Source organism: Kitasatospora sp. NPDC048407, assembly GCF_043200475.1.
Taxonomy (GTDB): Bacteria; Actinomycetota; Actinomycetes; order Streptomycetales; family Streptomycetaceae; genus Kitasatospora.
Window position 1 is genome coordinate 46,908 of record NZ_JBICXW010000008.1, and the last position, 22,269, is coordinate 69,176.

Annotated in this window: 15 protein-coding genes; 10 read left to right on the top strand and 5 right to left on the bottom strand. The window is 72.4% G+C overall.

All coding sequences use genetic code 11. The annotated features are described in order from the left end of the window. Positions 1 to 92: 92 nt before the first annotated feature. On the top strand, positions 93 to 7,658 hold the full coding sequence (locus tag ACGFWJ_RS17270; RefSeq protein WP_392950124.1) for a LamG-like jellyroll fold domain-containing protein: 7,566 nt from the start codon (positions 93 to 95) through the stop codon (positions 7,656 to 7,658). Between the two features lie 279 nt (positions 7,659 to 7,937). Further along, positions 7,938 to 8,822, top strand: coding sequence for a M4 family metallopeptidase (locus ACGFWJ_RS17275; RefSeq protein WP_392950126.1), 885 nt, complete (start codon positions 7,938 to 7,940; stop codon positions 8,820 to 8,822). A gap of 78 nt (positions 8,823 to 8,900) precedes the next feature. On the opposite strand, the gene ACGFWJ_RS17280 is transcribed toward ACGFWJ_RS17275, so the two are convergent. Then, positions 8,901 to 9,206 (bottom strand): hypothetical protein, encoded by a 306-nt coding sequence (locus ACGFWJ_RS17280; RefSeq protein WP_392950129.1) that lies wholly within the window; start codon positions 9,204 to 9,206, stop codon positions 8,901 to 8,903. A gap of 355 nt (positions 9,207 to 9,561) precedes the next feature. Between ACGFWJ_RS17280 and ACGFWJ_RS17285 the strand changes: the two genes are divergently transcribed. The 3 genes from ACGFWJ_RS17285 to ACGFWJ_RS17295 are packed head-to-tail and all read left to right on the top strand — an operon-like array spanning position 9,562 to position 12,639. Further along, positions 9,562 to 9,891: a hypothetical protein gene (locus ACGFWJ_RS17285; protein ID WP_387636498.1), complete on the top strand. Its 330-nt coding sequence runs from the start codon at positions 9,562 to 9,564 to the stop codon at positions 9,889 to 9,891. A 1-nt stretch (position 9,892) separates the two neighbouring features. After that, positions 9,893 to 10,918: a hypothetical protein gene (locus ACGFWJ_RS17290; protein WP_392950136.1), complete on the top strand. Its 1,026-nt coding sequence runs from the start codon at positions 9,893 to 9,895 to the stop codon at positions 10,916 to 10,918. Further along, positions 10,915 to 12,639, top strand: coding sequence for a hypothetical protein (locus ACGFWJ_RS17295; protein WP_387858794.1), 1,725 nt, complete (start codon positions 10,915 to 10,917; stop codon positions 12,637 to 12,639). Before ACGFWJ_RS17290 ends, ACGFWJ_RS17295 begins: the two co-directional genes overlap by 4 nt. 18 nt (positions 12,640 to 12,657) lie before the next feature. On the opposite strand, the gene ACGFWJ_RS17300 is transcribed toward ACGFWJ_RS17295, so the two are convergent. Beyond that, positions 12,658 to 14,373 (bottom strand): APC family permease, encoded by a 1,716-nt coding sequence (locus tag ACGFWJ_RS17300; RefSeq protein WP_392950140.1) that lies wholly within the window; start codon positions 14,371 to 14,373, stop codon positions 12,658 to 12,660. Positions 14,374 to 15,019: 646 nt separating this feature from the next. Here ACGFWJ_RS17300 and ACGFWJ_RS17305 point away from each other — a divergent pair. Together ACGFWJ_RS17305 and pcaB are read left to right on the top strand one after the other, a co-directional pair. Continuing rightward, the gene (locus tag ACGFWJ_RS17305) at positions 15,020 to 16,939 is read left to right on the top strand and encodes an FAD/NAD(P)-binding protein (protein ID WP_392950142.1); all 1,920 of its coding nucleotides are present in this window, start codon (positions 15,020 to 15,022) and stop codon (positions 16,937 to 16,939) included. Next, on the top strand, positions 16,936 to 18,348 hold the full coding sequence (pcaB, locus tag ACGFWJ_RS17310; RefSeq protein ID WP_392950145.1) for a 3-carboxy-cis,cis-muconate cycloisomerase: 1,413 nt from the start codon (positions 16,936 to 16,938) through the stop codon (positions 18,346 to 18,348). Before ACGFWJ_RS17305 ends, pcaB begins: the two co-directional genes overlap by 4 nt. A gap of 115 nt (positions 18,349 to 18,463) precedes the next feature. Here pcaB and ACGFWJ_RS17315 read toward each other — a convergent pair whose 3' ends face one another. From ACGFWJ_RS17315 to ACGFWJ_RS17325, 3 genes are all read right to left on the bottom strand, one after another. Further along, entirely contained in the window at positions 18,464 to 18,745 is a 282-nt protein-coding gene (locus ACGFWJ_RS17315; protein ID WP_387860039.1) for a MerR family transcriptional regulator, read from the bottom strand. A 1,018-nt stretch (positions 18,746 to 19,763) separates the two neighbouring features. Then, positions 19,764 to 20,015: a hypothetical protein gene (locus tag ACGFWJ_RS17320; RefSeq protein ID WP_392950148.1), complete on the bottom strand. Its 252-nt coding sequence runs from the start codon at positions 20,013 to 20,015 to the stop codon at positions 19,764 to 19,766. Beyond that, positions 19,990 to 20,676 (bottom strand): type III effector protein, encoded by a 687-nt coding sequence (locus tag ACGFWJ_RS17325; protein WP_392950151.1) that lies wholly within the window; start codon positions 20,674 to 20,676, stop codon positions 19,990 to 19,992. The genes ACGFWJ_RS17320 and ACGFWJ_RS17325 overlap by 26 nt, the downstream gene beginning before the upstream one ends. Positions 20,677 to 20,785: 109 nt before the next feature. On the opposite strand from ACGFWJ_RS17325, the gene ACGFWJ_RS17330 reads away from it, so the two are divergent. The 3 genes from ACGFWJ_RS17330 to ACGFWJ_RS17340 all read left to right on the top strand — a co-directional run bounded on the left by ACGFWJ_RS17330 (position 20,786) and on the right by ACGFWJ_RS17340 (position 22,097). Continuing rightward, on the top strand, positions 20,786 to 21,220 hold the full coding sequence (locus tag ACGFWJ_RS17330; protein WP_387636477.1) for an Hsp20/alpha crystallin family protein: 435 nt from the start codon (positions 20,786 to 20,788) through the stop codon (positions 21,218 to 21,220). A gap of 134 nt (positions 21,221 to 21,354) precedes the next feature. Next, complete coding sequence (locus ACGFWJ_RS17335) at positions 21,355 to 21,696, top strand: STAS domain-containing protein (RefSeq protein ID WP_392950155.1); 342 nt, start codon at positions 21,355 to 21,357, stop codon at positions 21,694 to 21,696. Continuing rightward, a complete protein-coding gene (locus ACGFWJ_RS17340; protein WP_387858805.1) occupies positions 21,693 to 22,097 on the top strand; it encodes a DUF2267 domain-containing protein in 405 nt (134 codons plus the stop codon). The genes ACGFWJ_RS17335 and ACGFWJ_RS17340 overlap by 4 nt, the downstream gene beginning before the upstream one ends. Positions 22,098 to 22,269: the final 172 nt, after the last annotated feature.

Consider the following 22,269-nt stretch of genomic DNA (forward strand, 5'->3'; position numbering starts at 1 on the left):
GTTGATTGCACTGTGTGCACATCGGGGGTTGGCAGTGACCTCGGGTGCGCATGAGTCCATCACCGCGAAACAGCTTCCCGGGAGCACCCTTCGTGACCGAAGACCAGCATCTGCTCAAGGTCTACAGCGACCGCGCCTACGTGCACACCACGACAGTTCGGCACCAGGGAAGTACGGTCGCGTTCGCGATGGACGATCAGCGGCGGATCGTCTACAGCGTCCTGGACCTGTCGCAGCACGACGAGGCGAAGGGCGAGGCGGACGCCGCGTACTGGTCGGAGGACCCGCTGCCGCTGCGCTTCCCGGCGGAGGTGGCGCGGGTCGGCTACGCGGTGGCGGGCACGGTGCGGATGCCCGTCGTCAAGCGCGGCGGGCGGGTCGAGGCGGACGCGGCGGAGCGGCTGGAGGAGCAGGAGCTGGACCGGTTCCTGTCGAGCACGGCCCGGCTCGGCGCCGCCGCCCCCTTCCATGCGATCTCCGACGGTACCCACCTGTACGTGCTGCGCCAGTCGGTGCGCGCCGACCATCCCGACGCGGTGTTCCGGCTCGCCGACGGCACCGGTTCCTCGGGCGACCCGGCCCGTACCGACTACCTGGCCAGGGACGGCGAGGCCAGGCTCGCGGTGGTCGACGCGACGCTGCTGTGCGACCGCTTCGTGCTGGCCGGCGGCGAGTTGAAGCCGGTGCTGGAGGTCCGCTACCGGCGCAGCCGGCACAAGGGCCGCCCGGACTCCGCCAAGGACAGCCTCGGCACCCAGGACATGGAAGGGCGGCCGTTCGTCGAGCCGACCCAGGAGCTGTCCTTCGTCCGCAACCTCTCCGGCGGCCGCTTCACCGCCCTGCTGGTGCCCACCGCGGTGCACGGCCGGGAGCGCTGGCAGATCTTCGCGCACAACGACGCCGGCGGCCGGATCGACGGCTTCAGCGTCGAACGCGGCCGGGACGGCCTGTTCAACACCCAGGGCACCCAGGCCTGGACCAGCCCCGACCCGCGCTACCGGGACGCCGTCCACGAGGGCGCGCCCGGCGCCTGCCCGTTCACGGGCCGGCCGCTGGTTCCGGCGACGGACGAGGGCGGGCGGGCCGGGACGGCGCTGCGCTTCGACGGCGTGGACGACGTGGCCGAGCTGCCGAGTAGCGCCCTCGACCTGGCCGACCGCGACTTCACGGTGGAGTTCTGGGCCCGGCGCACCGCCACCGGCGGCCGTCAGGACTTCCTGATCGGCCACGGCGCGACCAGCGGCGTCCGGCTGCGCACGCTGCACATCGGCTTCCGCGGCGACGACACCTTCACCTTCGCCTTCTACGGCGACGACCTGAACATCCCGCAGCGCACCACGGACACCGACTGGCACCACTGGGCCTGCGTCTTCGTCCGCGACACCCGCGAGCAGATCGTCTACCGCGACGGCGTCGAACTCGGCCGCCGCACCACCGAGATGCCCTACGCCGGCCTCGGCGGCCTCACCCTCGGACGTGGCATCCGCTCGTACGGGCGCGCCGAGCTGGACGAGGTCCGGATCTGGCACCGCTCCCGCGGCGGCGCCGAGATCGCCGCCGACCGCGGCCGCCGCCTGGTCGGCAACGAGCCGGGCCTGGCCGTCTACTACCGCTTCGACGAGGGCTCCGGCACCACGCTGCGCGACCAGACCGACCACGCCCGGCACGCCGCGCTGAGGGGCGGCCCCGCCTGGGTCACCTCCGAGGCCCCGGTCGGCGAGGACTCCGCGGTGAGCCGGAGCAGTTTCGGCTTCACCGGGCGCCGGGTGGTCTCCGGCCTGTCCGCGCTGCTGCACCACCAGCAGGAGGCCGCGCCGGCCGGCTACGACCAGTCGGCCAGGCCGGTCAAGCGCCAGGCCAGGGTGCTGCTGGCCTGCACCACCGGCGGGCCCGACCCGGCGACCGGCGCGGCCACCGACGAGGCGTACGTCGCCACCCTGGACCTGGGGGTGGGCCGGGACGGCCGACTGGCCCAGGTCCCCGAGGAGTTGACCCTGCCGGTGCTGGCCGCGCCGGAGTCCAGCGGGAACGTGGAGGCGGCCGGCGAGCTGGACGCCCAGGTGGCCCGGCTGGGACGGGACATCGCCGCCACCGAGGCCGAGATCACCCGGCTCCAGCTGGAGACCGCCGAGACCCCGGAGGTCGAGCGCCAACGGGCCGAGGCGCGCGCCACGTTGGAGAACGATCCCGCCTACTGGCGCTACCGGCTGCGGTTCAAGCTGCAGAAGGACGGCAAGGACCAGTACCTCGCGGTGAACGGCGACAGCAAGGAGCGCGTCGCCCCGCTGGTGCGCACCGCCGACAAGCAGGCCGCGTCGACGGTCTGGACCTTCGAGCCGACCGGTACCACGTTCAACGGCTTCACCTGCTATTTCGTCCGGAACGCCAACTCCGGACTCGACATGAACGTCGACGACCGCAGGACCGGCAACGACATCCCCCTGATCCAGTACCCCCGGGAGGCCGACAACGGCGCCACCCACTTCGCCCTCGACACCTGGAACGGCAACAGCCTGGTGGCCCGCCACAGCGGCAAACCGATCGCGGCCCGGGACAGTCAGGGCGACCGCATCGTCCAGTACGACTACGGGGCGGTCAACTCCTCCGGCGAGAGCATCCTGATCCTGGAGCGGATCGACAACTCGCTGAAGTCCAGCCCCGCCACCGACCGGCTGAACCAGCAGATCGCCGAACTCACCGATCGCCTCCAGCTCCTCGCCACCAAGCAGGACCGGCTCGGCCAATTGCGCCGCGACCTGGCCGCCCAGCAGGCCGGCCTCGCCGCCACACAGGACGAACTGGGCCGGCTCACCGGCGGCGTGCGCGGCTCCGACGACATCGCCCTGCCGGTGCCGCAGCTCGCCGTCGACCGCACCGGGCTGAGCGGTTCCGGCGCCCTGCTGGGCTTCGCCCGCGCCGCCGACCGCCCGTTCCTGCTGGACAGCGCCACCGGCAACGTCGTGCTCTACTTCCGGGGCTCCAACGGCCAGTTCTTCGCCGCCTACTACGACACCCAGGTGCTGCGCTCCTCCCGGCAGCTGCCCTCCGGCGGACGGACGGTCTCGTTCACGGCCCGGGACGCGGCCACCGACCTCGGCCCGACCGAGATCACCGTCGAGGCCGGGGACGGACCGACGCAGGTCACCCTGACGATCCGGCACGACGGGCAGACCGAGAAGTGGTCCCATCTGCCGCGCCGGGCCGAGGACTTCGCCGCCGTGGTGAACGGCGCGGCCGAGCAGCCCGTGACCATCGGCACGGTGCTGCGGATCGACGGCGACGTGGTGCAGTTCAGCGAGGGCACTCTCGCCCCGCTGGCCGGCCCCGGTTTCGTGACCGTCGGCGGCCACGGCTTCCGCTTCGAGGGCAGCCACCCCGCCGGGTCGAAGTCGCTGCGCCTGGGCAAGGGCGCCGAGTTGACCCTGCTGAAGCCCGGGATGAGCGTGCAGCGGGTGCGCTACGACCACCGCTGGTCCACGTCCTCCCAGCCCGGTGCCGTCCTCGCCGAGGGCTCCCGGCTGATCACCGTCGACCCGGGCGGCCTGGCGGAACTGCCCCTCGGCCGCGCGGACGGCCTGGTGCGCGGCCACGGCGGGCGCTGGCGCGCCGACATGCCGGGCCGCGCCTACGCCTTCGACGGCAAGGGCCGCTACCTCGCCCTGCCCGCCGGGCAGTTGACCCGGGCCGGAACCCCGGGCGACCTCACCCTGGAGACCTGGATCAACCCGGAGCGGGCCGAGGGCCCGGTGCGGCTGCTGCACGCCAACGCCGGGGACACCCCGTACGGCCTCGGCCTGCTCGGCACCCAGGCGGTCTCCGGGCTGGTCTTCGACGGCGCGGACGACGCCGCCGTGGTGCCCGGTGCCTTCGGCTTCGGGGACGGCGACTTCACGGTGGAGTTCTGGGCCCAGCGCACCGCGGTCGACAGCCGGTCGCACTACGTGCTCGGCCACAGCGGAGACCAGGGGCGGGCCGGCGAGAGCCTGCACATCGGCTTCCGTTCGAACGGCCGCTTCACCTTCGCCTTCTACGGCGACGACCTGGACACCACCCAGTTGTTCGGCGACACCAAGTGGCACCACTGGGCCTGCGTCTTCCAGCGCGAGACCCGCCAGCAGGTGATCTACCGGGACGGCCAGGAGATCGCCCGGCGCACCGCCAACGCTTCCTACCGCGGGCAGGGCCGGTTCTCACTGGGCACGGTGCTGTTCAATCCCCGCGAGTTCGCCTCCGTCCGGCTGGACGAGGTCCGGCTCTGGTCGAAGTCCCGCGGGGGCGACGAGCTGCGGGCCGACCAGGGGCGGCGGTTGAACGGCACCGAGCCGGGGCTGCTCGGCTACTGGACGTACTCGGCACCGGCACCCGGTGCGCAGGCCGTGCTCGCCGACCGCTCCGGCAACAACCGGCACGCCGAACTGCGGGGCATGCCCACCCCCGTCCCGGCACGCTCGCCGGTCGCGGACGGCGGCTACCGGGTCGTCGCGGCCGTCGGCGACCGGCGGGTGGTCAGCCGGGAGACCTTCCCGCTGCGCGAGTGGGGCCACATCGCGCTGGCCTACCAGCAGTCCTGGGCGGTCGAGTTGGCCGGCGAAGCCCACCTGGAGGTGCCGGACGACGACGCGCTGGACATCGCCGACGACCTGACCCTGGAGGTGTTCGCCCGCGTCGACCGCCTCGGCGAGACCCAGGGCCTGCTCTCCAAGGGCCGCACCGCAGACGGCGTCGGTGGCAGCGTGCCGTACCGGCTGGTCGTCCTGCCGGACGGGCGGCTGGAGTTCGCCTTCGAGGAGCCCGACGGCCGGGCCGTGCGCTTCACCTCCACCGAGGGCGTGAAGGCCGGGCAGTTCCACCGCATCGCCGTGGTCCGCAAGGGCGGCCGCTCGATGCAGGAGCAGAAAGGCACCCAGCAGATCACCGTGGCCGGTGCCGACGGCAGGCCGACCACCCGGAGCGTCGAGCTGGTGGAGTCGCTCGCCGTCCGCGAGTGGCAGGACATCCGCTTCCACCTGGACGGCCGGGAGGCCGGCGCCGCCCGCTACGAGGGCCCCGGGCCGCGTGGCAACGACGCGTCGCTGGAGCTCGGCCGGGCCCGTGAAGGTGCCACCGCACAGCAGCTGACCGGGGTGCTCGCCGAGGTCCGGATCTGGGGTACCGCCCGGGATGCCGCCCGGCTCGGCACCGCCGTCACCGCCCGCGACCGCGGCCTGGTCGCGCACTGGCGCTTCGAGGAGAACACGGGCAGCACGGCGGCCGACGCCACCGGCTCGCACCCGGCCCGGCTGCGCGGCGCCCGCTGGGTGCGCAACCCCGACCCGCGCGGCAGCGTCTTCCGGCTCTACCGCAACGGCGTCGCCGTGGCCTGCGACCCGGCCGGCGCCCCCGGCGTGCCCGACACCGCCGCCTTCGCCGACAGCGGCGACCCGCAACTGACCCTGGGCGCCGTGCTCAAGGGTGGCAAGCCCGCCGAGGCCTTCGACGGCGTGCTGGAGGAAGTGCGGATCTGGCGCACCGCCCGCACCCACGAGCAGCTGCTGGACAACCTGTTCACCCGGCTCAAGGGCGAGAAGGAGGACCTGGTCGCCTACTGGCCCTTCGACCGGGACTCCACCGAGGCGGACAGCGCCCAGGTCCGCGACGAGGGCCTGCGCGGCAACCACCTGGACTTCGGCCCGGCGGCCACCCGCCCGCGCACCGTGCTCTCCGGCGCACCCGTCTCCAACGACGCCGCCCAGGTCCGCTCCGCCCTGGCCGGGCTGCGCACCCCCTTCCACCAGAGCATCTCCGCCGCCCCGGCGGTCGCCGAGTACGCCGACATGCAGTATGGCTCGCGCGGCGAGGCCTTCGGCGTCCTCAAGCGCGCCTACAGCTACCTCCAGGACGGCCGCTGGTACCTGATCACCGGCTACAAGGTCGGCGAACTGGTCAGCGAGTGGGTCAGCCAGATCCAGTTCGACCCCCAGCTCATCGGCTACGTCGAGGGCGCCCCGCCGATCCCCTCGGAGAACCTCACCGCAGGACTGACCGACCCCGGCAGCGACACCTTCGAGGGCGCCTCCACGGTCAGGCTCACCGAGGCCGAACAGGTCGTCCGCTCGCTGTCCTCCGCCAAGGAACGCAGCGTCGACGCCGCCTTCGGCTTCGCGCTCTCCAACGAGGTCGATGTCGACGTCTGGATGATCACCGCCCCGCTCGGCTTCGGCATCGCCAAGTCCATCGCCAAGGGCGGGGTCTCGGCGAGCGTGCGCGGCAACCTGGAGTTCTCCAACAGCTGGGCCGAGGACACCTCCGTCTCCCAGGGCGAGAACACCGCCCGGACCACCAAGGTCTCGCTCACCGGCCACTGGGAGGACCCGGGCCGACTGCTCAACCCCACCGCCGGACGCCGCTACGTCCCCGCCAACACCGGCTTCGCCGTCGTCCAGTCGCAGACCGCCGACGTCTTCGCGCTGCGCCTGGCACACAGCGGCGCCCTGGTCGCCTACCGGATCCAGCCCAACCCGGACATCCCCAAGGACTGGAACGTCGTCCCGTTCCCGATCAACCCCCGCTACACCAAGCAGGGCACCCTGGACGGCACCGTCGGCTTCGACGAGCGCGGCAAGGTCGCCGACCCCGACTACCGCGGCGGCCGCGACCGCGGCGAGTACAGCTACTTCAAGCCCCGCGAGGCGTACGCGCTCAAGCGCCGCATCCAGCGCGACCAGCAGCGCCTGCACAGCTACTACGACAGCGTCTCCACCGAGACCCACGCCCCCGACCCGCTCGCCCAGAAAGCCGGCCGGGTGCTCGGCGGCGCCATCGGCGCGGACGCCGCCCCGGCCCGCGGCCGGGACGCCACCGACAGCGCCACCGGACAGGGCTTCTCCCGCCGCGACCTGGTCAACACCTACGTGTGGACCGCCGCCGGCGGCTTCTTCGCCGAGACCACCGAGACCACCGACGTGGTCAGCGAGACCACGTCCGGCTCGTACTCACTCTCCGGCTCGGTCGGCACCTCGATCGGCACCTCCTTCCAGATCGCCGGCATCGGCATCGGCGCCCAGCTCGACGCCTCCGTCGGCGGCGGCATGACCGCCACCCGGGCCCGCGGCAAGGAGGCCACCCGTTCCTTCGGACTGGAGGTCGAAGTCGCCCCCAGCAGCAACCTCCAGAGCTACGACACCGATCGCAACCCGGTCTTCGACCAGGACGGGAACCCCGTCAAGGTACCCGGGAAGGTCGACGCCTACCGCTTCCTCAGCTTCTACCTCGGTGAGGACAGCGAGCACTTCGACAGCTTCTTCCACAAGGTCGTCGACCCCACCTGGCTGAACAACGGCAACGACCCCAACGCGGCGGCGCTGCGCCAGGCCCGTCAGTCGGACCGCAAGCCGCCGTGCTGGCGGGTCCTGCACCGGGTCACCTTCGTCAGCCGGGTCCTGCCCGACATCCCGCCGGCCGACGCGCCCCCGCTGGAGAAGGCCATGCGGCAGCTGGACGTGGAGAGCAACTACGAACTCGTCCGCCGCCTCGACCCCTACGTGAAGGGCGCCGCCACCGGCCTGCCCGAACTGTCCGCGGCCACCCGCACAACGCTCGCCCGGGAACTGCCGGAGCTGCTCCCGCACGCCGACGACGTGATCGGTTTCCTCGCCCAGTACTACGGCGTGGAGGCCTGAGAGGGTCTCCTCCAGTCCGGCCAGCTGCTCACGCAGGGCAGCGGGGTCGGACAGGAGGCCGTCGGTGCGGCCGGCCAGGTTGCCGAGTTCGGCGCTCTCCACGGCGGCGACACCCGCCACCAGGCCGGGAACACGGTGCAGGCGGAGCGCGAACGTCCCGGCGGGCCGGTCGCGCACCGACTGCACGTCACTTTCCCGCCCTACCACGGGAGCCCGGACACGCGACCGGGAACCTCCGAAAGCACGTCGCCGCACCCGACGGCACCCACACTGGATCGTATGGACACCGAAGACGCTCCCACGCCCCGCCGCGAGGTCTACGACGCCGGCACCAAGGACACCCTGCCCGGCACCCTGGTGCGCTCCGAGGGCGACGACCCGAGCACGGACGAACTGGTCAACAGCGTCTACGACGCGCTCGGCACCACCTTCGACTTCTTCCGGGACGTGTACGGCAGGAACTCCCTGGACGGCGAGGGCGGCCCGCTGCGGGTGACCGTCCACTATCGCGAGAAGTTCCCCAACGCCTTCTGGGACGGGAAGCAGTTCGTCCTCGGCGACGGCGACGGCACGGTGTACCAGCTGCGCCCGCAGGAGATCCTCGACGTCGTGGCGGCCGGCATGGTCCGGCAGATCATGAACCCGGAGCTCGTGTACGCCTTCGATTCCGGGGCGCTCTCCGAGTCCGTCGCCGACGTCTTCGCCTCCCTCGTCAAGCAGTACTCGCTCGGCCAGAGCGCCGACCAGGCAGACTGGCTCCTCGGCCTCGGGATGCTCGCCCCGGGCGTCAAGGGCAAGGCCCTGCGCTCACTGGCCGCACCCGGCACCGCCTACGACGACCCCGATCGGATCGGCAAGGACCCCCAGCCGGCCCACACGGACGACTACCGGGAGATGCCGGCCTACCGGGACAACGGCGGAGTGCACGTCAACTCGGGCATCCCCAACCGCGCCTTCCACCTCACCGCGACCGCCATCGGCGGCAACGCCTGGGAGAAGGCCGGCCGGATCTGGTACGACGCCGCCACCGGCGGCAAGCTCTCCAGCGACGCCAAGTTCGCCGACTTCGCCAAGCTGACCGCGACCGTCGCCGAGGAGCTCTACGGCACCGGGACCGAACTGGACGCCGTCAACAACGCCTGGAAGACCGTCGGCGTTCTCTGACCTCCCGGTCGGAAGTCCCGTGGAACCGCCCCGCCGCGGGTGCGGCGGGGCACGAACAGCCAAGCGGGGCAAGGGTGGTCAGCCGCCGGGGGGCAGGGCGGCGACATCCGTGGGAGTGGGGGCCGGGGTCTGCACGCAGTACTCCTGCTTGCCGAAGATGCTGTCGCAGTACTGCCAGAACTTCATGTGCCAGTCCGGGCCCAGCAGCGGACACCAGTCCCTGGAACTGTGCGGGTGGCACTCCAGCCAGCGTCCCCCTTCCTCCTCCTCGTTGCCCTCGGCGCGCTGGACACCCGCCCGGTGCGCGGCGGAACGGGGTTCGGCCTGGGCGGGGGCGGTGAGCACACCCACCGCGAAGACCGCGGTGAGGAGAGTGGCGGTCACGCGTCGTACGGTCATGAGCTGTCCTCCAGGGGTGTCAGCGGTGAAGGCCCGCTCGGGGACTCGGTTGCGGATCAGTCGACGCGGGGGCCGATGACGTCCCCGATCCTGACCGTCGTGAACAGGTCGACGTCTGCACTTGGTCCTCCGGCGGTGGCCATGCCCCGTCCAACGACCGCGCAGGGGAAGCGGTCACATCCGGACCTGGCTGCTCACCCTGTTGGCGGCCCGGCCCGGCCGGGCGCCGGTGTCGGGTGGGTCGCCGAGTTCGACTGACTGTTCATCAGTGACTCGCGGGTGTCCGACCGTTGGGCCGGGTACGCTGGGCGCAAGGGTTGGCGGCTGGCTGGGGGCGGGCGTGGGGACCAGGATTTCGGTGTCGCTCAAGGGGCCGTTGGGGCTGGACGACGCGTCCCGGCTGCTGGAGGAGCTGGCCGCGCAGACGGGCCTCGGCTGGCGCGAGGAGCCGGTCGACGAGGGCAAGGTCCTCAGCGGTGGCCTGGTGGAGATCCTGCTGGTCGCCGTGGTGAGCAAGACGACCGAGCTGGCCTTCGAGGCGGTGCTGGAGCGGGTGAAACAGGTCGTCGAGCGCTGGCGCGAGGAGCGGCTCGACAGGCCGGAGGCAGCGGTCGACGCGCAGGCCCTGCCCGGCACCGAGGCGACGGGTGCGCAGGAGCGGGACGGCTGAGATGGCCTCCCGGGCGTTGGTGATCGGACCGGGCGAGTACGCCGAGGACTCGGGCCTGCCGGGCCATCCCACGATCCGCGCGAGCGCCCTGATGTACGGGCACGCCCTGGCCGGCGACGCGATGTGGGGCCCGGAGAGCTACCGCGTCCTGGTCGGCGAGCAGGCGCGGACCGCGGACGACGTCATGCGGGCGTTGCAGGGGGCCGCGGACGCGACCGGGCCCGAGGACGTCCTGCTGGTGGTCTACGTCGGCCACGGCCAGTACTGGAGCGACGTGCCGGGCGGTCAGGTCCACTTCTCGGTGGGGTCCTCGTACAAGGACAAGCCGTGGACCTGGCTCTCCAGTTGGTACCTCTACCGCGCCATGCGCAAGGCCAAGGCGCGGCTGAAGGTCCTGATAGCCGACTGCTGCTACTCCAACATGCTGCCGATCCTGAGCGGAGGGGACGAGGCGCTGGTCCTGCCCGGGGTGCTGGGCCGGCGGGACGAGGGCAGCTGCGTCTTCACGGCCGTCAGGAACGTCAGGGCCGCCGACGCCGAGGGCTGTTCGAGCCTGCCCGCACCGCTGGACCGGTGCACACCGTTCAGCGGACACCTGCTGCGCGTCCTGCAGGGCGGCACCAAGGACCACAAGGACCGGCTGACCATCGGCCTGTTGCGCGAGGCGGTGCGGCGGGAGATGGAGGACTGCGCGCACCAGGCGCCGGGCATGCTGCTCAACGACGCCCGGGACGGCACCCCGCTGTTCACCAACCAGATGGAGCGCCGGCTGCGGGATCAGAGCCAGGTGCCGGCCAGCGCCGAGGACTGGATCCGGCATCTGATGCTCGATCAGGACTACTTGCTCGACGTGCTGTTCGGGGACGAGCGGATGGTCGGGGACATCGTCGGCACGCTGAGCAGGAGGCCCGACGACGCCAGTCAGTCCCTCGCGCGCCACCTCGACGAGAAGGCGAACACGCGGTTCCAGGAGGCCGAGACCTTCGCCCGGTACTGGAACCGGGTGGAGCGGGCGCCGCGCACATGAGCGGCAGCCTGCCGGGCGAGGCCGCCGGGGGCGGCCCGGAGCGCCCCTCGGCCCTCGGCTACGGGTGGGTGACCACCTGCTCGATCGAGAGCTTCGTGCGTCGCATGCAGGCCATCCGGCTGGGCACGGCCAACGACGACGGGGCGCAGCCCGCCACCGCGATCCGCCTGCTGCACGTGTTCGCCGTCAGTCGCTCCATCGACGATCTGCTCACGGCGGCCTCGACGTCGATGCCCGCGTCCAGCCCGGCCCTCCCCGCGCGGGACCGCCTCAACTACTGGGACTCCGTCAACATGCTGGCGACCGCGGCCCTGTGCCGCAGCGCCGAACAGGCCGCGGAGCTCGCGTGCAAGCAGTGGGAGGCCGAGGGACGCGGCGCAGCGGGGCGGGGCACACCGCTGACCGACGGCATCGTGCACGACGTCGCCTGCCAGCGGACCGCGCCGGACGTCGCCGTCTTCGTCCGGGAGTGCCGGCGGGCGCAGGGGCCGGTGGACAAGACGCTGCGCGTCTTCACCCGGCCGAGCTCCGGACGGACCAATCTCGACAAGGCGCTGCTCTACATCCTGCTGCGCGAACAGGGCTGCGACCCGGAGGCCACCAAGCTGCTCCTGCAGACCCTGTCCACGATCGACCGGCACGGTTCGACGCAGGCGGCGGACACCGACCCGGCCGAGTTCCACGACCTGGTCGGGGCGCTCTACCAGCTCAGCCCGGCCGAGCAGATCCTGGAGAACTGGGTCGATGCCCAACTGGCCGACCCGGAGCAGGTGATCGCGACCAGGCGGATCGTCGCCCGGCTGATCGCCAGCGAGACGGGCAGCCCCGACACCCTGGTCGAACACGTCGGCGCCCGGTTGTCCCGGCACGACATCGTCGAGATATGCGGCCAGTTGGCGACGACGCGGCCCGAGAAGTGCGACGAGATCCGCCGGCACGCCGCGGCCCGGAGCAGCAACGACGAGCTCGCCGAGCTCGTCATCGCCTGGCACCGCTCCCAGATCCTCACCCGGACCACCAAGGACCTCCTCGCCGACGTCGTCGCCGTCGGGGTCGGCGGGGCCACCGGACCCCGGCCGCGGTCGAGGGTGGCCGACCTGGACAAGGTGTTGGCGAACTTCAACGCCGAGGCGGAGTGCCGGCGACTGCTGTGGATCGCCGCGGCCGAACAGGTCGAGGGCCGCTCGGGGATCGAACTGGCCGAGCTGCTCGGCCGAGTCGAGCGCACCAGCGACCGCTACCGGGTGGCGCGCAGGACCGCGCGCAAGCTCACCGCGCACGTGCTCGGCGACGGCGCCGACCCCGCCCTGTTCGTCGACTACGTCACGAGGCTGCGCGTCGACGGGCGCTCGGACGCTGTCTTCCTCGCCCTCAAGGAGTTGGCTGACCCCTCCGACCCGGGCAGCTGGTCCGAGGGGTCGGCGCTGGTCATCGCGGAGATCGCGGTCCGCCTCTACGCCCGGGACGCGGGGCGCGACGGCTGGGACCTGCTGGAGCGCTGCCTGGAGAACGAGCAGCGCATCAGCCACCAGGACGTGGCGGCCGTCGTCGCCCGGCTGCGCGAGCCCGACAGCACGCTGCCGGCGGACCGCAGGCTCTTCCTGCTGCGCGCCACGGTGGGCCGCTGGTCCGACACCCACGCCCGGGAGAACGCGGTCGAGTTGCTGCGGGAGAAGGGCTACGACCCGGAGGCGGCGGAAGTCGTCCGCTCACTTCGTTAGGCGGCGGAAGTTGTCCGCTCACTTCGTTAGGTCGGGGGCGGGTGTCGGCGCCGGCAGCAGCGGGGCCTCCTGCCCCACGTGCTGGCGCGAGGTCCTGACCAGGATCTCGAAGGCGCCGAGCGCCAGGGCGGCCACCAGCACGCCCACCGCGAACTCCTGGTGCGTCCCGACCGAGGAGTTGCCCAGCAGCGTCAGCAGCATCAGCGCGGCCAGGTAGGCGGTCAGCCAGATCGCCGCCCGGGCCGCCGCGCTGGTGCGCCAGTGGCGCAGGAGCGTGACGTGCTCCTTGGCGTCGTAGATCCGTCCGAGGAGTGGGAGCCGGCGCGAGAGGACGGGGAGTATCAGCAGCAGGGCGCTGCCGCCGGCGAGCGAGGCCATGGAGCGCCACATGCTTGCCCAGCCCGCGCCGTAGAGGATCAGCGCGATCAGCGTGAAACTCACCCGGGCCAGCCCCTCGTGGACGGTGCGCCGTCGCGAGGAGTGCCGGCCCAGCTTGCTCCGGAGCGAGACCAGGACCACCCCGGGGAAGGCGTAGATGATCAGCGTCAGGACCCCGGTGACGGCGGTCAGCGGGGCCCAGCTCCCGCCGGCCAGCCACAGCACGATCGCCCCGATGAAGAAGTCGGCCAGCAGGATCAGCCAGTAGACGTCGTAACGCTGCCGCAGCGAGGCCCTGCGGGCGCTCTGCAGGCCCCGGTGCGTGAGGTGGGCCCGGCTGAGCGCGGCGACCTCGCGGGTCACGGCCTGTCCGAAGACGAGGCCGGCGCCGAACGGCGAGGCCACGGCGTCGATCCTGAGCAGCCACCCCAGAACGTTCAGGTCGGCGGCGAACGCGAAGTCGACGAAGGGCGACTCGGGCCCGTCCACGGCCTGGTGCGAGGGGGACCCCAGTGGCTGCCAGTGCGTCTGGTACCGGCCGAAGACCACCTGCAGCGCGATGTACAGGGCGGTCGAGCCGACTATCGTCCCGAAGACCGCCCAGCGCAGCCGGGCCGCCTCGCCGATCCCGCGCCGCTTGACGTTCCCGGCGAGTTCGAGTGGCGCCTGGAAACCCACGTAGGCGTAGATCACGCCGCTGTTCACCACGGCGGCCAGCACCGCACTGCCGCCGTGCCCGCGCGGATCGGCGGCCGACGGCAGGATGCCGCGCTGCACGCCGTGGGTGAGCAGCAGCGCGACGGCCAGGACCGGGACGGCGACCTTCGCCAGGGTCAGGGCGGTGGAGAAGCGGAACAGGAGCCGCGGTGCAATCAGGTTGACCGCACATATCAGCATCATGAAGGCCAGCGTGTACCCCCAGCCCACGAGGGTGAGCCGGTGGTCGACGAGCAGCCCGGGGAGCTTCCAGGACAGGCCCTGGGTCATCGCCAGGGCCTCGCTGGCCGAGTTGATCGCGTAGAAGATCCACAGCCCGGCGGCGATCACGGTCGCCACCAGCGGTCCACTGCTCTGCAGGGGCAGGAAGATCAGCCCGCCGGTCTTGGGCGCGGCACTGCTCAGTTCGACCATGACCCAGGCCACCACCAGCATCAGCCCGCCGCCGACCAGCCAAGCCAGCCAGGCGCTGGAACCGGCCTGCTCGTACGCCTTCTGCGCGCCCACCAGCCAGCCCGACCCGAAGACGCCCCCGGCCGCCAAACCGACGAGATGGTAGACAGGCAACCGGCGTTGTTCGTCCTCGTCCTCGATCCGCACCGCCTGTCCGCTGCCGCGCCGCGCCTCGTGGACGCTCACTTGGGCCCTCCCCGACGTTCACGGTGCTGGCTCCCCCATGCACAGCATCGAAAGGCTACAGAACACGACACGATCCGGGTGATGGTCCGTCAGGAAATTGCTACGCAATGAAAATCAGGTCAGCATCCGGTGCCGGGGTCCGGGCCGCTCGCTGTCGTCCACTGTCCCGTGGCCGGGCCCGGGGCAGCCGCAGTGGCCCCAACTGCTGGTCCAGGAGGTGCCGCCGGCTTCGCTCCCGCCGGTCGCCTGCAAACGACCTCAGTATCGTCTGGGCAGGTCAAATGCCCTTTCGGGCCAGGAAGTTCGCGAGACCGTTGACTCCGTCGCCGATCGCCGGGCAGGATGCCGGTCATCCAGGCGGACACGGCCGGAATCACACTCTCTCCACCCGTACCTTGCAAGGTCTCCGCAACAGATGCACTAGGACAGGAGGGGGCCCAGTGGGGAACGTCTGCACGGTTGCGTTGGAGCCGGACGTCCGACCAAGCCGGTCGGGGCTTCTCGGATCGCATCGCATCAGCCCCGTGGACGGGATGTTCGTCACCCGGCGGGGACACCGGGGTGGGACGCGGGCCGGGGGCGCTCGCCGCACCGCCCCCGGGGCGGGCCGTGCCGTGTTGCCCGGCCGGGCGCGGTGACGGCGGTCATGACGGAGACCCGCATGCGAGTGGCCCTGATCGGTGCGGGCCCCCGCGGTCTGTCCGTACTGGAGCGGCTCTGTGCCAACGAGCGGATCAACCCCTCCCCGCGTCCCCTGACCGTGCACCTGATCGACCCCGACCCGCCGGGGGCGGGCAGGGTCTGGCGCACCGACCAGTCGCGGCACTTGCTGATGAACACCGTGGCGTCCCAGGTCACCGTGTTCACCGACGACAGCGTACGGATCGACGGCCCGGTGGAGCCCGGGCCGAGCCTGTACGAGTGGGCCCGTTCGCCGTACGGGGCCGAGGCCGACGTGCTGGCCGAGGCAGCCTCGCTGGGCCCCGACTCCTACCCCACCCGCGCTTTCTACGGGGCGTACCTGCGGGCCGTGTTCCAGCGCCTGGTCGAGCGGGCGCCGCAGCATGTCACGGTCCGGGTGCACCGCTCCCGGGCGGTCGCCCTCACCGGTGAGGGGTCTCAGCGGGTCCGGCTCGCGGACGGCGGCACGGTCGACGCACTGGACGCCGTGGTGCTGGCCACGGGGCACGGACCGGCCGTACTGGGCCCAGAGGAACAGCAACTCGCCGACACAGCAGCGGGATCGGGGCTGCGCTACCTGCCGCCGGGCAATCCGGCCGACGCCGACCTGAGTGCCGTCCGGCCGGGCGAACACGTTCTGCTGCGCGGCCTCGGGCTGAACTTCTTCGACCACCTGGCGCTGCTGACCGAGGGCCGGGGCGGCACGTTCACCCGCCGCGGCGGCCGGCTGGTGTACCGGGCCTCCGGCAAGGAGCCTGTGCTGTACGCGAGTTCGCGGCGCGGCGTGCCGTACCAGGCTCGTGGCGAGAACCAGAAGGGCGCCTACGGGCGGTACGTCCCGAGACTGCTCTCGGTCGAGTTCGTCAGCGCCCTTCGCCGGCAGGACGCCCCGCTCGACTTCCGTCGCGACCTGTGGCCGCTGATCGCCCGCGAGGTCGAGAGCGTGTACTACGGCGCGCTGCTGGACGTCCGCGACCGCCCGGCCGACCGGGGGCCGTTCACCGAGCTCTACCTGGCCGCCGAACGGCCGGAGCGGCGGGCCGAACTCCTGCACGCGTACGGCATCGACCGGGCGGACCACTGGGACTGGGAACGCCTGGCCCGACCGTGCGCGGGCCGGGAGTTCGGCGACCGGGCGGAGTTCCGGTCCTGGCTGCTGGAGTACCTGTCACAGGACCTCCGGGAGGCCCGTGCCGGCAACCTCCGGGGCCCGCTGAAGGCCGCGCTGGACGTCCTGCGCGACCTGCGCAACGAGATCCGGCTCGCGGTGGACCACGGCGGCCTGGCCGGCGACTCGCACCGCGAGGACCTGGAGCGCTGGTACACCCCGCTCAACGCGTTCCTGTCGATCGGTCCACCGGCCGCCCGGATCGAGCAGATGATCGCGCTGATCGAGGCGGGCGTGCTCGAACTCACCGGCCCCGGAACCACGGTGAGCGTCGACACCGGCCGCCGGGCCTTCGTCGCCCGTTCCGGCCGGGTGCCGGGGCCGCCGGTCCTGGCCACGGTGCTGATCGAGGCCAGGCTCCCCGAACCGGACGTGCGCCGGACCGCCGACCCGCTGCTGCGGCACCTGCTGGACAGCGGCCGGATCGCTCCCTACCGGACGTCGGGCGCCGGCGGTGACGAGACCGGAGGCCACGAGACCGGCGGACTGCACGTGACCGGCCGCCCGTACCGGGTGGTCGACGCCGACGGGAGGGCGCACCCGCGCCGGTTCGCCTACGGGGTTCCCACCGAGGGCGTCCACTGGGTCACGGCGGCCGGTATCCGTCCCGGGGTGGACTCCGTGACCCTGGGCGACTCGGACGCGATCGCACGCGCCATACTTTCGCTCCGGCCCGTGGGGCACCAGGAAACCGACAGGACAGGAGTCAGCGCGTGACACTTGAGACCGTGCCATCCGAGGCGGAGGCGGACACCGGTCTGCTCTCGCCGGTCCGGGCCGGCACCCCGATCGAAGGCGCGGTCGGCGACCGGGCCTGGCTCCAGGCGATGCTGGACGCCGAAGCGGCGCTGGCCCGGACCCAGGCCGGACTCGGAGTGGTGCCGGCATCGGCGGCCGAGGCCATCACCGCCCTCGCCCGGGTCGAGAACTTCGACGTACGGGCGCTCGCACTGGCCTCCCGGGAGACCGCCAACCCGGTGGTCGGCCTGGTCCGGGCCCTGACCGAGCTGGTGGCAGCCCGGTACCCCGAGGCGGCGGAGTACGTCCACTCCGGCTCGACCAGCCAGGACATCCTGGACACCGGGGCGATGCTGGTCGCGGCCCGCGCCCTGCGGATCATCCGGGCGGACCTGGACCGGGTGGCCGAGGCGCTCGCCGCACTGGCCGAGGCCCACCGGTCCACCCCGATGGCGGGACGCACCCTCGCCCTCCAGGCCGTGCCGACCACCTTCGGCCTGAAAGCCGCCGGATGGCGGCAGTTGGTGCTGGACGCCGACCACCGGCTGGCGCTGGTCGAGCAGACCGGTCTGCCGGTCTCGCTGGGCGGCGCGGCCGGCACCCTGGCCGGATACCTGGAGAACGCCCGCGCCGCCGACCCCGCCACCGACGACGACCCGGCCGGCTACCTCGACCGCCTGGTCGACGCCTTCGCCGCCGAGACCGGACTGGCCCGGCCGGTCCTGCCCTGGCACGCGCTGCGGACCCCCATCGCCGACCTGGCCGCCGCGCTCGCGTTCACCGCCGGGGCACTCGGGAAGATGGCGGTCGACGTACAGGTCCTGACGCGGACCGAGATCGGCGAGGTCGGCGAGCGGCCGGTGGCCGGACGCGGAGCCTCCTCCGCCATGCCGCACAAGCAGAACCCGGTGCACTCCACTCTGATCCGCAGTGCCGCACTCCAGGTCCCGGTCATCGCCACCGGTCTGACGCAGTGCCTGATCACCGAGGACGAACGCTCCGGCGGCGTCTGGCACGCCGAGTGGCAACTGCTGCGAGAGGCACTCCGGCTGACCGGCGGCGCCGCGCACACCGCGGTGGAACTCGCCGAGGGTCTGCAGGTCCGGCCCGAGCGGATGGCGGCCAACCTCGCACTGACCGGCAGCCAGATCGTCTCCGAACGCGTCTCCGCCGTCCTCGCCCCCCTGCTCGGCCGGGCAGCCGCCCGATCCCTGTCCTCCCGGGCCGCCGCGACCGCCGCGGCCACGGGCCGGGAACTCGCCGAGGTACTCGCCGAACTCCCCGAACTGAAGGACGTGTTCACTCCGGAGGCGCTCGCGGCGCTGTGCCGCCCCGAGGACTACCTCGGCGCCGCGGAACCACTGGTCGACCGGGCCCTGCGGCTCTGACCCCGGCGGGCAACGGTCGGCCGGTGCGACGGAACGGGGGGCTCGCCCCCGGGGGCGGCCTGCGGTGCGCGGCTGTCGCCCGCCGCGGGCCGGTCTCGTTGCCCCGGCGGGCGGGTCAGGTGTCGGCGGCGGGTTCCTGGCCGTGCTGGGAGGAGCGCAGTTGCTCGTTGATGCGCAGGGCTTCTTCGAGTTGGTCCTCGAGGATGATGATGCGGCAGGCGGCGTCGATGGCGGTGCCCTGGTCGACGAGGTCGCGGGCGCGCATGGCGATCCGTAGCTGGTAGCGGGAGTAGCGGCGGTGTCCGCCCTCCGAGCGCAAGGGTGTGATGAGGCCCTGCTCGCCGAGGGAGCGCAGGAAGCCGGGGGTGGTGCCGGTCATCTCGGCGGCGCGACCCATGGTGTAGGCGGGGTAGTCGTCGTCGTCGAGGGAGTCGGGGGTATGCGGTCGGACGGTTGCCGTGGTCACTGCACCTCTTCTTGTTGTGTCGGTGGACGCGTTGAGGGGCCCCGGGGCGTTTCGGCTCCCGGGGCCCCGAAGGGTTTTACACCATCTGTCGGCCTGTGGCCGACTTCCTCATGTCCGCCTCGCCCCGAGAGAGGGGGCGTGCGGGGATCGCGTATGCGTGACCGGAAACCACCGTCCTTGCCTTGGGGTCTTCGGAATCCGCCCGGGTGATCTTCACGGGCCGGGCGATCCTGATGGCGCTCTGTGCCCTCCGTTCATCCTCTGGACTGGCCGATTACTGCGAACTGCGGGTACTTCCAACTTCCGGACTCCCAGCACGCGCGCCGGCAGCCTGGCGCCTTCACTGGGATACCGCGTACTGCGACTGCCGGTACTGCCCGACTCAACTTCACTTGCCGGTCATGCACTTACCGCACTGCGGTACCGCTCGGTGGCGGCCCCTGATACCTGCGGGCCACCTGGCCCGGTCGCCAGCCCCGTCGCCGTCCTGCACCTGCTGTGGCTCCGGGACTCCGCTACCGCGCCGTCTTCGCGTCACCTTCTTCACGCCCACCTGCCCGGCGTGTCCTGCGTCCTGCTGAACTGCGGTACCGCTCGGTCTGCGACCCCTGATACCTGCGGGCCGCCAGGCCCGGCCGCCGACCCTGTCGCCTACTGCACCATCCGTGGCTTCAGGACCCTGCAACCGTGCCGACCTGTGCACTTGCGTACTGCTGCCCGCCAGTTCGTGTCTGGCGGGTACCGCTCGACCTCGTCTACGAGAGAAAAACTAGCCACGGTGCGCGGCAATGTCTACTCCAGCGAGCACAGATTTTTCCGTGTCGGCGAGGTAGACAGTCTGCCCCCCGCGCGCGGGGGAGCGGCCGGTCGCCGCCGCTGGGGATGGGGGCGATCGGCGAGGACGGGGTACGGGCGCCGGGTCGGACGGCTGCGGTGGCTTCCGGCCCGGTCAGGTCGGCCGGTTGTCCGCCGGTGTGGTCGGGGGGCTGCCCGGGGTGGCGGGAAGCGGCCAGTCGGGGTGGGCGAGCCGGCGGCGCAGGGCGTCGAGCCGGGCGAGGTGGTGGTCGAGGGCGGCGGTGACGGTGCTCGTGGTGGCGGCTACTCGTGCTTCCAGGTCTTGGATCCGGTCCAGGATGTCCTGCCAGCGCCTTTCGGAGGCGGCGGTGGCGAGGGGGTCAGGCGCGGCGTCGGTCGCTGTCATCGCGGAGCTGGGTGGTGTGGTGGGTGAGGGTGTCGAGGCGGGTGGCGAGGTCGGCCTGATCGGTGCCGAGGTGGGGGCGGATGGCGGCGAGGGGCTCTATGAGGTCGGCGGGGTCGGTGGCGCCCAGGGCGGCGGTCAGCGCGGCCTGGGCGGAGTGGGCGCCGGGGGCGAGTGCGGTCATGGTGATCCGGGATGCGAGGACCCGCAGCTCGGCGGCGTTGTCGCGGGCCCAAGCGGTGACCGTCCGGTCGGCGGCCCGCCGGTCACGGACCGCCTTGACGCGTTCCACACCGGTGGCGGCCTGCGGCTTGCCCCCGGCGGGCTTGAGGCGCAGGTAGCGGTTCTCTGCGGCCTGGCGGCTGGCGACGCCCATGGGCCGGGCGAGGTCGGCCCAGGTGGCGCCGGCCTCCCGGGCGCTCTCCACCAGGCCGGCTTCCCACCCGGCGAGCTGGGTACGCAGCTCGCGCAGCAGCATCAGGGCGGCCAGGGCCTGCTCGGGGCCTTCCTGCCCGTCAGGGGAGGCCGGGGGCCGGGACGCGGGGTCCTGGGCGGTGCGGACGGCGTCGTCGATGGCGGCCAGCGCCGCCGCGGCCGCCAGGAACGAGGCGGGCTCGACCGGCTGGGGAGGACCGGCGGCGGGTCTGCGGGGCTTCTCACTCATGAAGTCACTCTATACGCGACACATGGACTTGTCATCGGATGGATGACGCGCTACAAAGGTGTCAGGTGAAGCGCACTGGCACCCATTCGATCAGTGGAGGTGTTTCGCGATGCTGTTGCGCACTGACCCGTTCCGCGAGCTGGACCGTCTGACCCAGCAGTTCCTGGGCAACACGGGGACCTGGTCGCGTCCGGCACCGATGCCGCTGGACGCCTACCGGGCCGGCGACGAGTACGTGATCTGCTTCGACCTGCCGGGGGTGGACCCGGAGGCGATCGACATCGACGTCGAGCGGAACATGGTGACCGTCAAGGCCGAACGCCGCCCGCGTCACCAGGGCGAGGACGTGAAGTGGGAGCTGTCCGAGCGCCCGCTCGGAGTGTTCTCCCGCCAGGTCATGCTCTCCGACACCCTCGACCCCGCCGGGATCACCGCCGACTACGACGCCGGCGTGCTGACCCTGAAGATCCCGGTCGCGGAGAAGGCCAAGCCCCGGAAGGTCGCGATCAGTCACGGCGGCGACCGCAAGCAGATCCAGGCCTGACCAACCCCCGGTGCCGTTCCGGCCGCCCCCTGATCTCTCCCCCCTCGATCGCAAGGGCGGCCGGAACACCCCCGACCCCCAACAGCCGGCCGCTTCCGCCCGGACCGGCCCACCCGCAGCGACGTGGCAACGCCATGAACGGCCAGAGCAACCACCCCTTCATCGTGCGGGTGGACGGCGAGATCGACCTCGACACCGCCCCCGCGCTGCGCCGTGCTCTGGCCGCCGCGCTCGAGGCGCACCGGGAGGTGGTGCTCGATCTCTCGGAGGTGACGTTCATGGACTGCGCGGGCCTGGGCGCCCTCGTCCGGGCCCGCAACCAGGCCGACCGCAGCGGCAGGCGCCTGATCCTGCGCGGAGCCGGCCGCCGCGTCGTCCGGCTGCTCGAACTCACCGGTCTGCACCGGCGCTTGGCCGCCGAGCCCCGAGCGGGCACGGTCGCGCCGGACATTGGAACGGAGGGAGAACCGCGGTGACTCTTCGATGGGAGGCGTTCCTGGACGAGGTCCGGGAGCGCGGCGAGTACGACACCCCGCAGGAGGCCGAGCGGGCCGCCCGGGTCGTCCTGGCCCTGCTCGGCGCCCACCTGGTCGGCGACGCGCGCGCGGAACTGGCCGCCCGCCTGCCGGAGACCATGGCCCTGATCCTGCTCAACCCCTTGCAGGCAGCCGAGCCGCTCAGCCCGGAGCGGTTCGTGCGCGCGACCGCGGCCTGGATCGAGGGAGCCACCGAAGCCACGGCCCCGTGGGACATCGGTGCAGTCCTGTCCACGGTGGCCGACGCCGCCGGCGACGACCTCACCAGGCGGATCCTGCTCCAGCTGCCACCCGGCTACGACCTGCTGTTCGGCCGCCCCACCGCACGGACACGCCCCTGACCACCCGCTCACGCCGCCGGTCCGCCGGCGGTCCGCCGGCGGCCGGCCCCTGGAAGGCCCACGGTCATGACTCGACGCTGTGCTGGCCCTCCTGGGCTCCCAGCTCACCGGCGACGAACGCTGCGGCCTCGCCGCAGTCCGACGTGTGGCGGACGGTTCGTCGGCGCTTGGG

Excerpts from the sequence above, each read along its gene's own strand:
- ACGFWJ_RS17290 (WP_392950136.1), top strand. The coding sequence starts at position 9,893 with ATGGCCTCCCGGGCGTTGGTGATCGGACCGGGCGAGTACGCCGAGGAC.
- ACGFWJ_RS17295 (WP_387858794.1), top strand. The coding sequence starts at position 10,915 with ATGAGCGGCAGCCTGCCGGGCGAGGCCGCCGGGGGCGGCCCGGAGCGC.
- ACGFWJ_RS17315 (WP_387860039.1), bottom strand. The coding sequence starts at position 18,745 with ATGGGTCGCGCCGCCGAGATGACCGGCACCACCCCCGGCTTCCTGCGC.
- ACGFWJ_RS17320 (WP_392950148.1), bottom strand. The coding sequence starts at position 20,015 with ATGACAGCGACCGACGCCGCGCCTGACCCCCTCGCCACCGCCGCCTCC.
- ACGFWJ_RS17275 (WP_392950126.1), top strand. The coding sequence starts at position 7,938 with ATGGACACCGAAGACGCTCCCACGCCCCGCCGCGAGGTCTACGACGCC.
- ACGFWJ_RS17330 (WP_387636477.1), top strand. The coding sequence starts at position 20,786 with ATGCTGTTGCGCACTGACCCGTTCCGCGAGCTGGACCGTCTGACCCAG.
- ACGFWJ_RS17325 (WP_392950151.1), bottom strand. The coding sequence starts at position 20,676 with ATGAGTGAGAAGCCCCGCAGACCCGCCGCCGGTCCTCCCCAGCCGGTC.
- ACGFWJ_RS17335 (WP_392950155.1), top strand. The coding sequence starts at position 21,355 with ATGAACGGCCAGAGCAACCACCCCTTCATCGTGCGGGTGGACGGCGAG.
- ACGFWJ_RS17305 (WP_392950142.1), top strand. The coding sequence starts at position 15,020 with ATGACGGAGACCCGCATGCGAGTGGCCCTGATCGGTGCGGGCCCCCGC.